This is a genomic window from Akkermansiaceae bacterium, from assembly GCA_017798145.1.
Taxonomy (GTDB): domain Bacteria; phylum Verrucomicrobiota; class Verrucomicrobiia; order Verrucomicrobiales; family Akkermansiaceae; genus Luteolibacter.
Genome location: CP059069.1, coordinates 1440756 through 1455771, shown reverse-complemented (window position 1 = coordinate 1455771; position 15016 = coordinate 1440756). Strand labels below are relative to the sequence as shown.

Sequence of the window (15016 nt, the reverse complement as noted above, 5' to 3'; positions counted from 1 at the left end):
AGGGTTGACGCGAAACCGTTGGCCGGAAGAGCATTTCATCCGTGAGCAAACCCATGGAGCCGACCGAGATCGCAGATCCGCCAACCACCATACGTGGCATCCTCCGCCAGCTAGGCCCCGGCCTGATCATCGCCGGCTCCATCGTCGGTTCCGGCGAGTTGATCGCCACCACGGCCGTCGGCGCGGAGGCGGGGTTTGTCCTCATGTGGCTCATCATCATCGGCTGCGTGATCAAGGTCTTCGTCCAGATCGAGTTCGGCCGTTTCACGATCACCTCGGGTAGCACCACGCTCGAAGGCCTCAACGAGGTTCCCGGGCCGCGGGCGAAGGTGAACTGGATCATGTGGTTCTGGCTGGTCTTCATCGTGGTTGCGCTGATCCAGCTCGGCGGCATCATCGGCGGGGTGGGGCAGGCGTTGGCGATCCAGCAGCCGGTCACCGAGGCGGGGCATATTGTGAACGCCGAGCAGGATGCGAGGATCCAGATCCAGGTGGCGGAAAGCATCGCGAAGCGTTTCGAGGGGCGGGAGGAAATGGCTCCGAAGCTGGAGGCCTTGGAAAAGGAGATTGCGGGCGCAAAGGCCGTGCTGGCCGAAATTGAAGGGCAGGAACCCGCCGTTTCCCACGACTCGATGATCTGGGCCACGGGGATCACCCTCATCTCCATCGTGCTGCTCGTGGTCGGGCGCTACCGCATGATCCAGAACGTTTCCACCGCGCTGGTGGCGAGCTTCACGCTGGTGACGATCGTGAACGTCTTTTACCTCCAGGCACTGCCGGAGTGGCGGGTTTCGTGGGCGGAGCTTTTGGACGGCATGAGTTTCCGCATCCCGGAGGGCAAGGGGCTTGCCGTTGCGCTCGCGGCCTTCGGCATCATCGGTGTGGGTGCGACGGAGCTGATCCAATACCCCTATTGGTGCCTTGAGAAGGGCTACGCAAAATGGACGGGGCCGCGCGATGACACCGCGGATTGGGAGAAAAGGGCGCGTGGCTGGGTGCGCGTGCTGCGCTGGGATGCGTGGTGCTCGATGATCGTCTACACCTTCGCAACGGTCGGTTTCTACATCCTCGGTGCCGCGATCCTGGGGCGCACCGGCCTCGATCCGGAAGGCGAGCAGATGGTGCGCACGCTCGGGCAGATGTATGTCCCCGTCTTCGGCGAGGCTGCGCAGGCGGTGTTCCTTTTCGGGGCGTTTGCGGTGCTTTACTCGACGTTCTTCGTGGCCACCGCGAGCCATGCCCGTGTCTGTGCGGATGCGCTGCGTGTCTTCGGCGTCTCGAAAGGGGATGAAACGACCTACCGCTGGTGGGTGCGGGCGTTCTGCATAGCCCTGCCGCTGCTTTTTCTGGGAAGCTATGCGTTTTTCAAGACGCCGAAGCAACTGGTTCTGGCCGGCGGTTTCATGGGTGCGCTGATGCTGCCCCTTCTCGGCGTGGCGGCATTGCATTTCCGCTACCGCCGCTGCGATGCCAGGCTGGCTCCGGGGCGGCTGTGGGACACCGGGCTGTGGGTGAGCATCGCGGGGTTGTTCGTCGCGGGCGGCTATGCGCTCTACAGCAAGATTCTTGAGCTTGTCGGGTGACCTGTTGCGGGTGAGGCGGACAGGAAATCCCGTCAATCTTGGCGAGTCGCCGGGAAAGCCCGTTCCCGTTGCAGGCGTGATCTCCAAATCACGGTTCCTCTCCTAGGCTCCGGGCGCGGTTGCGTGCCTGGTTGTGAAAAACAGCTCCATGCGGTGGTGGAGGTCGTCGTAGAAGCGTTTCTTGATCGCATCGATGGCGGCGCGCTTGTCGGTGTCGTGATGGGCGATGCGCTCCTCCTCAGCCCGCATTTTCTCCGCGAACGAGCGCTCCATTTCGATCAGTGAATCGAGGAACTCGCGGGCGGCGCGGGTGTGCTCCACGCCATCGACGAGGGCGTGCTCCAGATTCGCGTTGCGGGTGACGGCGATGAGGTTCCCCGAGGTGAGCTGATCCATGTAGCGGCCGCGGGTCTGGCGGAAGGCCTTATGCTCGGAGTCGAAGGTCATCTCGTCGCGATCCACCAGCGTGTCGTAGGGGCCGGGCTTGGTGAAGAATTTCACGATGAGCGGGATCGTGTCCACCAGCATGAAGAGCAGGGTGAGGATGATGTAGGTGTAGAAGGCGAACTGGCCTCCTTCGTTGCCGGCTTTGAAAAGGCGATGCAGCGCGAGAGTCTGGGTGAGGATGTCGCGGCGGGGCTCCGCCCGGATTGCGGCGAGGCGATCCGATTCCTCGGTGCCAACCGCAGCCAGCTCGTCCTGGGTGCGCTGGAGCTCGACGAGGTGGGTGTCGATCTGCTGCTTGATGGTTTCCCGCAGCGCGTTCTGCTGGGTGACGAATTGCTCGGCCTGGTCGCTCTCGACCTTTTGGCGCAGACCTGCGACACGCTCGGCCTCGGCTTTGTTGGCGAGTTCGATCTCCGCGAGCTTCGCTTCGAAAAGGGCGATGGCTCCCGCCTCTGCCTCGCGGGCGAGGGTTTGGAGTGTGGCTTTCTCGGCGGTCAGGTGTTCAAGCAATGCCCCGAGCCGTTTCGTTTCCTCGCGGCGCGGCTCAAGCTGGTCGGAGCGGATCGAGCGGGCGCGCGGCCCCTCGCCGGCGAGGCCGGAACGCTGGCCGTTGAGCTCGCGCTCGAACTCCGCCTGCCAGAAGGAAAGCTCGGTCTGGAGGGTGGCGTATTGCGGGGTCAGTTCGTCGGATTGCTTCTGGACGACATCGAGGCGGGCGCGGAACGGGGCGGTGGCCTCATCGGTGGCGGCTTTCAGCTCGGTCTGCTGTTCGGCGGTCAGGCCGGGTATGGCGGAGGAGGCGTAGTCGTTTTCCTGGAGGATGAACTTCGCCTGGAAGGACTCGTTCCAGCGGGTGCGCTGGTCTGCCAAGGCCGTTTCGAGCGATCCGATGCGGCTCCTGACCTTGTCCTTCTCCGCCGCGAAGTCCCCGCGGACGATCTCGATGTCAGCGGCGCGGTCGGTCTCGATCACCGAGGAGACGGTATCGCGGAAGAGCAGCAGGACGAGGGGGTGGGCGATGGTGATTCCCATCAGTATGGCGACCACGAGGCGCAGCGAGAACTGGGCCATTTTCCGGGACACCGACAGGTAGGGCCTGTATCCGGCGAGGAGGGCGCGGTCTATGGTGAGAATGATGAATGACCAGACCGCGGCGACGGGATAGATGACGCCGGGCTTGTCGGTGATCGTGGAAAGCGCATAGGCGCAGGCGATGAACGCGAAAGCGCAGGGGACGAGGACGGTGGCTCCGAAGGCGACGTATTTCCGCTGTTCCCAGTTGGGACAGCGCTCGAGGGTTTCGGTTCCCGCACCGGACAGCCAGAAAAAGGCGCGCTTCATGGGGTTGGTCATACCCTAAGGATACTTCGGCTGCGGGGACGGCTTATCAGCGGATCGGAAAAGTTTGGAGCGGCTGGCGGTGAGCGGAAACCATGGGCAGCCTGTCCGGGGCCCTCATGGGGAAACCACAAGGCGCTCTGTCTCCGGCTCGCTCTCGAAGAGGAATCCGTTTTCCTTGTAGGTCTTGAGGCGGAAGTGGGTGGCGGTCGACAGCACGCCATCGAGCGAGGAAAGTTTCTCCGAGACGAAACGGGCGACCTCCCGGAGATCCGGCCCCTCGACGACGACCATTAGGTCGTATCCGCCGCTGGCAAGGTAACAGGAGACGACCTGGTCGAAGCGGGCTATGCGCATGGCGAGGCGGTCGAAGCCGCCGCCGCGCTCTGGGGTGAGGCGAACCTCGATGAAGGCGGAGACGGAGGTGTCGCCGACGATCTCCGGGTTGGTGACGGCGTGGTATCCGAGGATGGTGCGGTCTTTCTCCCAGGCGGCGATTTTTCCGGCGACCTCGTCTTCCGTGGAGTCGATCATGTCGGCGAGTTCCTTGAAGGAGGCGCGGGCTTTGCGGCGGAGGACGCTGAGGAGTTTCATGTGGTCGGGGGAGAGGATATTTGTGGCGGAGCGGAGGTCAATGGAAAGGAAACGGGCGGGGGAAGCCAAGCTCCCGCCGCCCGAATGCGGTTGGTTTGTTTGGTCCGGTTTCAGTTCTTTGCGAGCAGGTCGCGGATCTCGGTGAGGAGTTTTTCCTCGGCGGATGGCTCCGGTGGTGCGGCAGGCGCTGCTTCTTCCTTTTTGAGGAGCCGGTTCATGGGCCGGACGAAGACGAAGAAGAGTACCGCACCGGTGATGAGAAGGGCGAGGATTGCATTGATCACCATGCCGAGGTCAAAGACCCAGAGCTTGAGTGAAACCTCGGGATTTCCGCCCGCCAGGTTGATCATGGGCTCGATGATCCCTTTGGTGATCGCCTCGACGATTTTCCCGAAGGCGGCACCGATGATGACCCCGACCGCCAGGCTGATTGCGTTGCCCTTGAGGATGAAGTCCTTGAATTCGCTGATGACTGTTGGTGATGACATAACGACCGTTTATGACATTTTTTCCGTAAATGGGAATAAAAAAAGCCAGCCTTCCCCGCGGTGGGTCAGGGGAAAAGCAGGCAGATCGGGGCGGGTGCCTTCACGGTGGATTGCGGGTCGCCGAGGAGACCCGTTTCGGGGTTGAGCGGGAGGACGGAAATGGTGTTGTCCTTCTGGTGGCCGCAGAGCAGCCATTTGCCTGATGGGTGGATCTTGAAATGGCGGGGGATGGCTCCTCCGCAGGGGGCGTGCTGGAGGAAGGTGAGCTGTCCGGATTGCGGGTCGCGTTGGAAAACGGCGATGGAGTCGTGGCCGCGGTTCGAGGCATAGACGAATTTCCCGGTGGGATGCACCTCGATCTCGGCGGTGGTGCTCTGCCCCTTGAAATCCTCCGGCAGGGTGGGGACGGAAGCGATTGTGGTGAGGGCTCCGGTGGAGGCGTCGAAGGAAGCTGCGGTGACGGTGTTGTCGAGTTCGTTGACGACGTATGCGTGCTTCTCGTCCGGCGAAAAAGCCATATGGCGCGGGCCGGCCCCGGGGGCGGATTTCAGGCCGTCGGGTTCGTTTTTCCTCAACTCGGATGTGGCGGGGTCGAAGGCGTAGATCAGAGTCTTGTCGATGCCCAGATCCGGGACGAAGAGGAAGCGGTTGGCGTTGTCGAAATAGACGCCGTGGGCGTGCGCCTCGTTCTGGCGCTGCTTGTTCGGGCCGGAACCCTCGATCTTGAACAAGGAAACCGTTGCCCCGGGCTTGCCGTCCGCATCGAGACGGATGGTGGCGACGGAGCCGCCGCCATAGTTTGCGACGGCCACGGTGCGGCCGGAGGCATCGACGGCGAGGTGGCAGGGGCCTTTGCCGCCGGAATCCGCATCGCCGAGTAAGGTAAGGGCGTAATCATCGCCGATGGCGAAGGAGGCGACCTTGTTTTTTCCGCCTATTGCGAGGAGGACGGGCAGCTCCGGATGGAGGGCGAGAAAGCCGGGGCGCTCATATGCGACGGCAAGCTTCGGCTCGCTGAGGCTTCCCTTTTCCGCATCGAAATCGGCGAGGTAAATGCCGTCCGCACCGGTGCCGATGAAGACCGGCTGGGCGTGGGCAAGGGGAATGGCGAGTGCGGCGAGGAGGAGATTTCTCATGCACTGATGATACGGTGGCCTCAGGCCGCAGGCGAGGCGAAATCCGGATCGCCGCCGCTCCCATCCCTTTTTCTTCCCGCATCCGCCCCCTTGCCTATCATCCGAGGCTTGGCAGGGCTCCCGGAAAGCCGGGGGAGGTCACACGTTGAACCCAAAGTGCCTGTTCGCGTTGTGGAAGCAGATGTCGGCGATGAGTTTCGAGAGGGTTTCGAAGTCGTCGGGGAGTTCGCCCTTTTCCGCCTCGGTGCCGATGAGGTTGCAGAGGATGCGGCGGAAGTACTCGTGGCGCGGGAAGGAGAGGAAGGAGCGGGAATCGGTGAGCATGCCGACGAAGCGGGACAGCAGGCCGCAGTTGGATAGGGCGTTGAGCTGCATTTCCATGCCTTCTTTCTGGTCGAGGAACCACCATCCGGAGCCGAACTGGATCTTGCCGGGGACGGTGCCGTCCTGGAACGCGCCGGTCATCGCGGCGAAGAGGTAGTTGTCGCGCGGGTTCATGTTGTAGAGGACCATTTTCGGCAGCGACTCCCGGGAGGCGAGGGAGTCGAGGAAGGTGTAGAGGGACTTGCCCTGGAGGGTGTCGCCCATCGTGTCGAAGCCTGCGTCTGCGCCTATCCTTTCATACATCAGCGAGTTCGTGTTGCGGACGGGGGTGAGGTGGAGCTGCTTCGTCCAGCCGCGTGCCGCATCGAGCTGACCGGTGAAGATGAGGAGGTAGAAAGAGAACTTTTCCTGTTCCTCCGCGGAGACGGCGTTCCCGGAGCGGGCCTTGTCGAAGATCGTGGAGGCCTCCGCATCCGAGCAGGGGAGGGCGGGGCAGCGGTCGAGGCCGTGGTCGGAAAGGCGGCCGCCGGCGGCGTGGAAATCGTCGTGGCGTTTCTGGAGGGCCGCGAGGAGATCGGAGAGATGGATGATGGAGATATCTGAGGCTGACTCGAGCTTCGCAAGCCAGGGGTTGAGCAGATCCGGCCTGTCCACCTGGAAGGCCTTGTCCGGGCGGAAGGTGGGCACGACCTTGGTGGGTATGCCCGCTGCGGCGATGGCAAGGTGGTCGTCGATGGGATCGGCGGGATCGTCCGTGGTGCCGACCACGCGGACGTCGAATTTTTCCAGCAGGGCACGGGCGGAGAAGCCTGGCTCGGCGAGGCGTGCGTTGGCCTTGTCCCAGATTTCGTCGGCGGTGTCGGGTGTGAGCAGGGTGTCGATGCCGAAGTAGCGCTGGAGTTCCATGTGCACCCAGTGGTGCATGGGGTTGCGGAGGGTGTAGGGTACGGTCTCCGCAAAGGCCTGGAATTTATCGCGTGGATCGGCATTGCCGGTGATGCGCTCCTCGTCGATGCCGTTGGCGCGCAGCAGCCTCCACTTGTAATGGTCGTGCCCTAGCCACATGTCGGCGATGTTGTCCCAGCGCTTGTCCTCGGCGATTTCCTTGGGCGAGAGGTGGTTGTGGTAGTCGATGATGGGCTGCCGGGAGGCGACCTCGTGGAAAAGGCGGCGGGATGTGTCGGAATAGAGCAGGAAATTTTCGTCTAGGTAGGCCATGGCTGCATGGATTCCAACGGATTCCCTGCGCTCTGGAAAGGATGAATCGGCGGGTGCCGTCACTGGGCGAGGTGCTCGGCGATCTGGATTTTCCTGGCGCCATGGCAGTGGCGCGGTTTTTCCGGGTGATTTCATGCGTTCCCGTTTTTCCGAGGCTTTTGTCTGCCAGGGGGCGGGAACGGCATTTGTCGCATCCCCATGCAATTTTCTGTTAGCCGGATGAAGCCCCCGGCATCTTCCGTTTCGGCATTGCTATCCCTTGCCGAGGAATCGCTGGCAGACACCCAGGGCGGGTTCGTCCTGGCGGATCATTTGCCCCGCAACCAGACGATCGGCAACTGGTCGGCGCGGGGGATGCATTGGTCGGAGATGGGGCCCTGGTACGCCGACTCGCCGGATTGTGGATCTCGCCTGGGCCAATGTCAGCTTGGCATGATCGGACTGGCGGCGTTTGATCGGGCGGTGAACGGGCAAGTATTGGACAAGGCGATGGCGGGGCGTGAGGGAATCCTTTGCGGCGGGGCGACCAATGCGCTGCGGTTGGTGGACGGCGCGGGGGACGGGCTGCCGGGATTTGCGCTGGAGGCATATGCTGGGAAGTGGATGGCGATGACGCCGGGCAGCGAGATCCGGGCGGATGTCAAAGATTGGCTGAAGGCTAGCGGGCGGAGCGTCTATTGGAAGCGGCTGGATCAGCACCAGAAGGAATCTCCGATGCATCTCTATGGCGAGGCGGTGAACGGGTCGTTCCTGATCAAGGAGAACGGGCTGGACTTCGAGGTCTCGTTCCAAAGCGGATACTCGCAGGGAATTTTCCTGGATCAGCGGCTGAACCGGGCGGAGGTGATGCGGCGGATGGCGGGAGGCGGGAAGCTGCTCAACCTGTTTTCCTACACCGGCGGCTTCTCGGTGGCAGGGGCGATGGGCGGGGCGGAAACGACCACGCTGGATCTCTCCGCGCCTTATCTGGAATGGGCGAAGCGGAACTTCCGCCACAATGGGCTGGATCATACGCGGCATCATTTCTGCAAGGGCGATGCGTTCCATTGGTTGAAACGCTTCGCGAAGCAGGGGCGGAAATTCGATGGGATCGTGATCGATCCGCCGACGTTTTCCCGCGACGAGAAGGGCAAGGTTTTTCGTGTGGAGAAGGATTTCGGGGAGCTGGCCGCGCTTGCGGGGAAGGTGCTGGCGAGGGGCGGATGGATGCTCTGCTGCACGAATTTCCGGGGGATTTCGGAGAACGACTTCATGCGGATGATTGCAATGCCTGGGATGGAGTCGGTGGCGATGCCGGAGGATTTCCCGGAGGAGGGGTATTTGAAAAGCGTGTGGTGTGGCTAGTGCGGGGCTTGGATTGCGAGCAAGGAGCGGCGCGCCCTATGGCCGCCGGATAAGAATGGAGGATATGGCTTGGGTCACAACAAGGAGCGGCGCGCCCTATGGCCGCCGGATAAGCACCGGGGAAATTGCTTCGGTTGCCGGGCGGCCATGGGGCACGCCCCTCCTTGGGTCTCCTTGTATTCCATCCTTGAGTTTTGCAGCGCCGTCACAACCATTCCTCCCATGCGTTTTCTTGACGATCTCGCGGATACCTCCACAACGCGGAACCGTCTCCCGCATTGGCAGCAGGCCGCAGCCACCTGTTTCATCACCTGGCGCCTTGCCGATTCGATTCCACAGGAACTCATGGCGAAGTGGAAGCGGGAGAGGGCGGAGTGGCTCGCGAAAAATCCCGAGCCTTGGGACGAAGCCCTCGAAGCCGAATACCATCGCATCTTCTCCACGGAGATCGACCGCATTATGGACAAAGGCCACGGCTCCTGCGTCCTGCGCCGCCCTCCTGTCCGCGCGATCGTTTCCGGCAGCTTCGCAAAGTTCGATGGATCCAGATACACCATCCACTCATCCGTCGTCATGCCGAACCATGTCCATCTTCTCGTCACCCCAGCGGAGACGCGGAAGATGGAGGACACAGTCCGTGACTGGAAAAGCTACAGCGCCCGGCTGATCAACCGGGAGATCGGGGAGGGAAGCGGGTCTCTCTGGCAGAAGGATTACTTTGACCGCATCATCCGCGACTGGGAGCACTTCTTCCGCGTGGCGAACTACATCCGCCGGAATCCCGGAAAGGCCGGGCTGCAAGAGGATGCTTTCGCGCTATATGAAGCCTCATTCGTGAAACGAATGCTCGGGTGACAACAAGGAGCGGCGTGCCCTATGGCCGCCGGATAAGAATGGAGGATATGGCTCGGGTTGCCGGGCGGCCATAGGGCACGCCCCTCCTTGGGAAGACTAGGGTTGCCGGGCGGCCATAGGGCACGCCCCTCCTTGGCATGTCGGCGATCGAAAGAACATTCCAAACTCCGCTGGCATTGTCTGCGGATTCTCGCGAAGCTCGCCCCGATGAACCCAGAAGAATCCGAGACCCGGCCGCAGCCGAAGCGCTTCCATTGGCCGACAACGCCGACCGGGATGAGCGCGGTCGGATTCTCACAGGTCGGGCTGTTTGTGATCGTGCTCTGCTACGTGCTCCACGAGATGAAGCCGGTGCTGCTGCCGCTCGTTCTCGCGGTTCTCGTCTCCCTGATCCTGAATCCGGTTTACCTAATCTTCCGGAAGCTCCGCCTGCCGCGCCTGCTGTGCTCCGGCCTGACTGTGGTGGGGTTGATGGCGATCCTTTCCCTCGGTGCCTACAATGCGATCCTCCCGGGCGCCGAGTGGCTGCGCAATGTGGATGAGGAAGAGGTGCTGGGTCGGGTGAGGGAGGTCTTCCGGCCGATGAAAGAGGCGCAGGATGGGATCAAGGAAATGGCGAGCAGGGTGGAGAAGGCGGCGAACGAAACCGCTCCTCCGGAACAGCCTGAGGAGGCGGCTCCCAGGAAAGCGGGGGAGGGAACGGCGGAGAAATTCGATGAGGTGGTGGAGGATGTGACGGCCCCCGATCCGAAGGTCTCCAGGGAAAAGGAGAAACCATCCGGAACCGGGAAGACAGAGGAGGCTGCGGATGCCCAGGAATCCAAGGCCGACAAACCCGTGATGGTCGAGATCCACGAGGATCCCGTCGGCATCCTGCTCACGGAGACGCGCGACTTCGGGCTGGGCTTCGCCGCCTTCCTGCTGATGGTCTTTTTCATCCTCGCGTACGGCCACCGCATCGTCGGCCAACTCTACCGCGATGCGAACCTTGAGGCCATCCTCGACAGGATGGGCAGCGAGGTCTCGCGCTACATGTTCACCATCACCATCATCAACGCCTGCCTCGGCATCTGCATCGCCGCGGCGATGTGGGCGCTGGGGATGCCGCGCCCTTTGCTGTGGGGTGTGATGGCGATGATCCTGAACTTCATCCCCTATGTCGGCGCCTTGGGAGGGACGCTCGTGGTTTTCCTTGCCGCAGCGGTGAGCTTCCAGGATCCCGGGACGGTGATCGCGGTGCCCATCGTCTATTTCGCCCTCACCGCCGTTGAGGGAAACCTGGTGACGCCCGCCGTCCTCGGTGGCCGCTTCCGCATCAATCCCCTCGTCGTCTTCGTCTGGATCTTCGCATGGGCGGGGTTCTGGGGCATCGCCGGGATGCTCATCGCCATGCCTGCCCTGGTGATCTTCAAGATCGTCTGCGAGAACACCGACAGGATGTCGAAGTTCCGGCGCCTGCTCAGCGCCTGATTGGGAAAAGGGACAAGGAGCGGCGCGCCCTATGGCCGCCGGATAAGAATGGAGGAGAGGAGTTTGCCAGTTGGCAGTTTTCAGCGTTCAGGAAGACTTTGGTTGGGTGCTTGGGTTGTCTGGCGGATGACATCCGCCGCTCCTTGGGAAGACTCGGCTTGCCGGGCGGCCATAGGGCACGCCCCTCCTTGGGAAAAGGGACAAGGAGCGGCGCGCCCTATGGCCGCCGGATAAGAATGGAGGAGAGGAGTTTGCCAGTTGGCAGTTTTCAGTGTTCAGGAAGACTTTGGTTGGGTGCTTGGGTTGTCTGGCGGATGACATCCGCCGCTCCTTGGGAAGACTCGGGTTGCCGGGCGGCCATAGGGCACGCCCCTCCTTGGGAAAAGGGACAAGGAGCGGCGCGCCCTATGGCCGCCGGATAAGAATGGAGGAGAGGAGTTTGGCAGTTCTCAGTGTTCAGGAAGACTTTGGTTGGGTGCTTGGGTTGTCTGGCGGATGACATCCGCCGCTCCTTGGGAAGACTCGGCTTGCCGGGCGGCCATAGGGCGCGCCCCTCCTTGGCAAAAAAGGGTGCCCCCGCATCTTGCGGAGACACCCATGTTTTTGTTTCCAGGGGGGAGTCACCCGGCTACGAGACAAGCACCAGCGCGGGATCGGACCACGGGCCGGGGCCGTTCGTGCCCACCGCGCGGACGTGGACGAAGACGTCCTCGCCGTGGGCGAAGCCGCCGGTCTCCATGTTCTGCGAGTTCGGATAGGAACCCCGGTATGTCCATGGCCCTGTCGCGGGATCCGGCGAGGACTCCAGCTCGTAGAAGTCCGCGAGCGGCTCCGGCTTGCACTTCGTCTGGATGAACCCGGTGATGCCGGTGGAGCGCACACGCACATCCTGCGGCATCCCCGGAGGCATGTGTGTGTGTTCCGGCGTCTTGCGCAGGTCGTAGCCGGTGTATTCCAGCCATTCGGGGTTGTCCTGCGCCACGATCTCCAGATACGGGGCGAGCTGCTGCAACAGCAGGATGAGCGGCTCGCGTAGCGCGTTGCGCTCCGCCGTCACTGCGGTGGACGTGATCTTGTCCATCGCCGCCTTGAGCGCCTGCGCCGCCGTGTTGATATCCGCGAGCCCCGGGATGGGGGAGGGGAATGGTTCCGGGAAATAGGTATCCCCCGGTATCCCCGCCAAGGTGGCCATGATATGGCTGGCCTTGGCATACAGGTCGTTGTTATTCAGCTTCGAAAAGCTTATGGTTAACTTTTGCATTTTCTTATCTTTCGGTTGGTATGCGTTTGATGCGACGCCTGCCCGCAGCGGCACTTGCCGGCGAGTCCGGGACTTCCCTCCATCAGGGGTCGTATCGGGTTGGTGTTGGCAAGACCCTTCCGGGTCCCTCGGGTGGGCGCGCTCGCGCCCGGGAAAGGGTTTTTCTTCGATGAGCGGGCGGATCTCCCCGGTCGGAAACGCCGTTCCCCCGGTCGGACACGCCGTTTCCCCGGTCGGACACGCCGTTTCCCCGGTCGGATAAGCCATTTCCCCGGTCGGACAAGCCATTTCCCCGGCCGGACAAGCCGTTCCCCCGGTCGGATAATTCACTTCCCCGGACGGATAAGCCATTCCCCCGGTCGGATAATTGATTTCCCAGGTCGGACAATTCGTTTCCCCGGTCGGACAAGCCGTTTTCCCGGTCGAACAAGCCGTTTTCCCGGGCGGACAATTGATTTCCCAGATCCGCAAATCCCGCCTGCACCCCTACTCCCAACCCTCCCTCACCGCCCCGGACTGGAAGCCCTAATGACATGGTTCACATATGCACGGATCCGCGAAAAATGGCAAGGGAAACGGGAATCGAAATCCTATCCCTTTGATTATCAAAGAGATACATATCCGGAAGATGATTAACTAATCTTACACATGTTGCAAAAGTCCCAAGGAGCGGCGTGCCTATGGCCGCCGGAGAAGCACCCGGATATGGCAACCCCAGCCCTCTCCCGTGCCGGTGCAGGCGGCCATAGGCACGGTTGAGGGATAGGATAATTTTTTAACAGTCCCTCCATCTGGAGCGCTCAGCTCCGGTCGCACACCCGTAGCATGTCAGAAGGAAGCGGCGACCGAAGATCGCCCCCCACATCGCCATCCGCCCCTCCTTGGCTGCACTTTGCCCTTCCCGAATGCAGTGGATTGGTTAGAAACCCAATGACAGATGCCGACTCCTGAACAATCCGCCCGCGAAACCATCGACGCCCAATTGGCGGCGGCGGGCTGGGCGGTGCAGGACATCAAGGAGCTGAACCTCTCCGCCTCCCGTGGCGTCGCCGTCCGCGAGCTGCAATCTTTTGGCGGTCCCGCCGACTACATCCTCTTTGTCGATGGCAAGGCTCTCGGCATCATCGAGGAACTCAACGCAATCCTCGTCGCGTGAAGAAAATCCTCATCATCGCCGGGCCGAACGGGGCAGGGAAGACCACCTTTGCGGAGGAACTCCTCCCAAACGAAGCGGGTTGCCCGGAATTCGTGAATGCAGATCTCATCGCCGCCGGACTGAGCCCCTTCCAGCCGGAGCAGGTGGCCTTTGCGGCAGGCCGGCTGATGCTGGAGCGGATCGCGGATCTGGTTGCTGCAGGGAAAAGCTTTGCGTTCGAGACCACACTCTCCACCCGGACCTATCTCCGTCTCATCCCTGTTTGGAAAAAGGCAGGCTATGTGGTGAAACTTTATTTCCTGAAACTGCCCGATGCGGAGTTTGCCATCCACCGGGTTGCCCAACGCGTCCGCTTGGGTGGCCACGATATCCCAACGGAAACCATACGCCGCCGCTACGCGCGCGGGTGGGTGAACCTGCAAGCCGCCTACATTGGCATTGTCGATGAATGGGCGATCTACGATGCTTCCTGCACCCCGCCAATCCTGATCGATACCGGCGATAACCCCGCCCCTGAAAAGCTCATGGAAGACGTCACCCCTTACCTCACGGACACCGGTAAAACCATGCCCGTCAAACCCCTCGACGATCCCGATTTCATCGGTGCGGAGGCTGCCCTCAAACGCGCCTCCGCCAAAGCCATCGCGAAAGCCCGCGCCGCTGGCTTGGAGCCCATCGTCAGCAATCCCGAGGATCTCCCCAAGCAACCCTGATGTCTCGCGCCCGTTCCATCGCCTCTCCCTCGTCCGCAGTAGCCTTGGCGAAGGAGGAAACCCCAAAGGATTCTACAGCCCCAACGGGGCGAAACATACCAGCCCAGGGAAACGCCCTGGGTCACTCACCCCCGGAGAATCAGAGCCCTTGCCGGAGCGCAGCGGAGACAGACAGCACGGTATCCCGGGCTGCCCCACAGGGGTGACCAACAGGAATCAACGGGCGGAACAAGTTTGGAGGATCGTGAAGCTTGAAGAGGTTGCCGAGTCCATTTAATACGGACATGCGGCAAGCTCCACACAGGAAGCGATTGGACCAAGGTTTCTTCGTATCACGGACATCCAAGATCGAAGAGTTGATCAATAAATCTTACACATGTTGCAAAAGTCCCAAGGAGCGGCGTGCCTATGGCCGCCGGAGAACCACTCGGAACAGTGACCGATTACCATTAGGTTTCGCCAGTGTTAGGACGCCCCCAAGCAACGGATTGACCGCAGGCAGTGATCAATTACCATCCCTTGGCGCCGTTTTGCTTCGATGACTTGGCTGCGGATTGACCGCAGGCAGTGATCAATTACCATAGCAGCTCCTTCCGGATCTCCTCGGCCTCGCTGCGGATTGACCGCAGGCAGTGATCAATTACCATCCGCAACCAGCCCGGCTCCAGGCGATTCAGCTGCGGATTGACCGCAGGCAGTGATCAATTACCATGTAGGTGGACGCCTTTGTCTTGCATTTTGCGCTGCGGATTGACCGCAGGCAGTGATCAATTACCATATCAGGACGGCTCTGGGGGTCGCCCATCTAGCTGCGGATTGACCGCAGGCAGTGATCAATTACCATGCAGCCACCTTCATCGAGGTCGCCATCTAGCTGCGGATTGACCGCAGGCAGTGATCAATTACCATACTACGGAATGCCGGAAGACATCCACGAAGCTGCGGATTGACCGCAGGCAGTGATCAATTACCATAGGCGCGTTGATCCATGGCCCGGCAAGCTAGCTGCGGATTGACCGCAGGCAGTGATCAATTACCATGGCGCGAAGATGTTTCTGGCAAGCGGCAATGCTGCGGATTGACCGCAGG

Annotated in this window: 13 protein-coding genes and 1 CRISPR repeat array (1 of these 14 running past the window's edge); of the genes, 7 read left to right on the top strand and 6 right to left on the bottom strand. The window is 61.7% G+C overall.

The features are described 5' to 3' along the window. Window positions 1–122 precede the first annotated feature (122 nt). The gene (locus HZ994_06240) at window positions 123–1583 is read left to right on the top strand and encodes an Nramp family divalent metal transporter (GenBank protein ID QTN34332.1); all 1461 of its coding nucleotides are present in this window, start codon (window positions 123–125) and stop codon (window positions 1581–1583) included. A 102-nt stretch (window positions 1584–1685) separates the two neighbouring features. On the opposite strand, the gene HZ994_06235 is transcribed toward HZ994_06240, so the two are convergent. The 5 genes from HZ994_06235 to uxaC form a co-directional block, all read right to left on the bottom strand. Further along, window positions 1686–3371: a DUF4407 domain-containing protein gene (locus HZ994_06235; GenBank protein ID QTN31943.1), complete on the bottom strand. Its 1686-nt coding sequence runs from the start codon at window positions 3369–3371 to the stop codon at window positions 1686–1688. Between the two features lie 114 nt (window positions 3372–3485). Beyond that, entirely contained in the window at window positions 3486–3962 is a 477-nt protein-coding gene (locus HZ994_06230; GenBank protein QTN31942.1) for an Lrp/AsnC family transcriptional regulator, read from the bottom strand. 110 nt (window positions 3963–4072) lie between these two features. After that, entirely contained in the window at window positions 4073–4450 is a 378-nt protein-coding gene (mscL, locus tag HZ994_06225) for a large conductance mechanosensitive channel protein MscL (protein QTN31941.1), read from the bottom strand. A 65-nt stretch (window positions 4451–4515) separates the two neighbouring features. Further along, on the bottom strand, window positions 4516–5586 hold the full coding sequence (locus HZ994_06220) for a lactonase family protein (GenBank protein ID QTN31940.1): 1071 nt from the start codon (window positions 5584–5586) through the stop codon (window positions 4516–4518). Window positions 5587–5724: 138 nt separating this feature from the next. Then, window positions 5725–7128 (bottom strand): glucuronate isomerase, encoded by a 1404-nt coding sequence (uxaC, locus tag HZ994_06215; protein ID QTN31939.1) that lies wholly within the window; start codon window positions 7126–7128, stop codon window positions 5725–5727. A 432-nt stretch (window positions 7129–7560) separates the two neighbouring features. Between uxaC and HZ994_06210 the strand changes: the two genes are divergently transcribed. The 3 genes from HZ994_06210 to HZ994_06200 all read left to right on the top strand — a co-directional run bounded on the left by HZ994_06210 (window position 7561) and on the right by HZ994_06200 (window position 10797). Continuing rightward, window positions 7561–8472, top strand: coding sequence for a class I SAM-dependent rRNA methyltransferase (locus tag HZ994_06210; protein QTN34331.1), 912 nt, complete (start codon window positions 7561–7563; stop codon window positions 8470–8472). 222 nt (window positions 8473–8694) lie between these two features. Continuing rightward, a complete protein-coding gene (locus tag HZ994_06205; GenBank protein ID QTN31938.1) occupies window positions 8695–9327 on the top strand; it encodes a transposase in 633 nt (210 codons plus the stop codon). Window positions 9328–9534: 207 nt separating this feature from the next. Next, window positions 9535–10797 (top strand): AI-2E family transporter, encoded by a 1263-nt coding sequence (locus HZ994_06200; protein QTN31937.1) that lies wholly within the window; start codon window positions 9535–9537, stop codon window positions 10795–10797. 628 nt (window positions 10798–11425) lie between these two features. On the opposite strand, the gene HZ994_06195 is transcribed toward HZ994_06200, so the two are convergent. Next, window positions 11426–12058: a hypothetical protein gene (locus HZ994_06195; GenBank protein QTN31936.1), complete on the bottom strand. Its 633-nt coding sequence runs from the start codon at window positions 12056–12058 to the stop codon at window positions 11426–11428. 367 nt (window positions 12059–12425) lie between these two features. Here HZ994_06195 and HZ994_06190 point away from each other — a divergent pair, with 367 nt between their 5' ends. The 3 genes from HZ994_06190 to HZ994_06180 all read left to right on the top strand — a co-directional run bounded on the left by HZ994_06190 (window position 12426) and on the right by HZ994_06180 (window position 13927). After that, a complete protein-coding gene (locus HZ994_06190) occupies window positions 12426–12587 on the top strand; it encodes a hypothetical protein (GenBank protein QTN31935.1) in 162 nt (53 codons plus the stop codon). 408 nt (window positions 12588–12995) lie between these two features. Next, complete coding sequence (locus HZ994_06185) at window positions 12996–13214, top strand: hypothetical protein (GenBank protein ID QTN31934.1); 219 nt, start codon at window positions 12996–12998, stop codon at window positions 13212–13214. Further along, window positions 13211–13927 (top strand): AAA family ATPase, encoded by a 717-nt coding sequence (locus HZ994_06180; GenBank protein QTN31933.1) that lies wholly within the window; start codon window positions 13211–13213, stop codon window positions 13925–13927. Before HZ994_06185 ends, HZ994_06180 begins: the two co-directional genes overlap by 4 nt. Before the next feature lie 480 nt (window positions 13928–14407). Continuing rightward, window positions 14408–15016: direct repeats of the CRISPR family, unit length 36 nt; unit sequence GCTGCGGATTGACCGCAGGCAGTGATCAATTACCAT (it continues 1400 nt past the right edge of the window).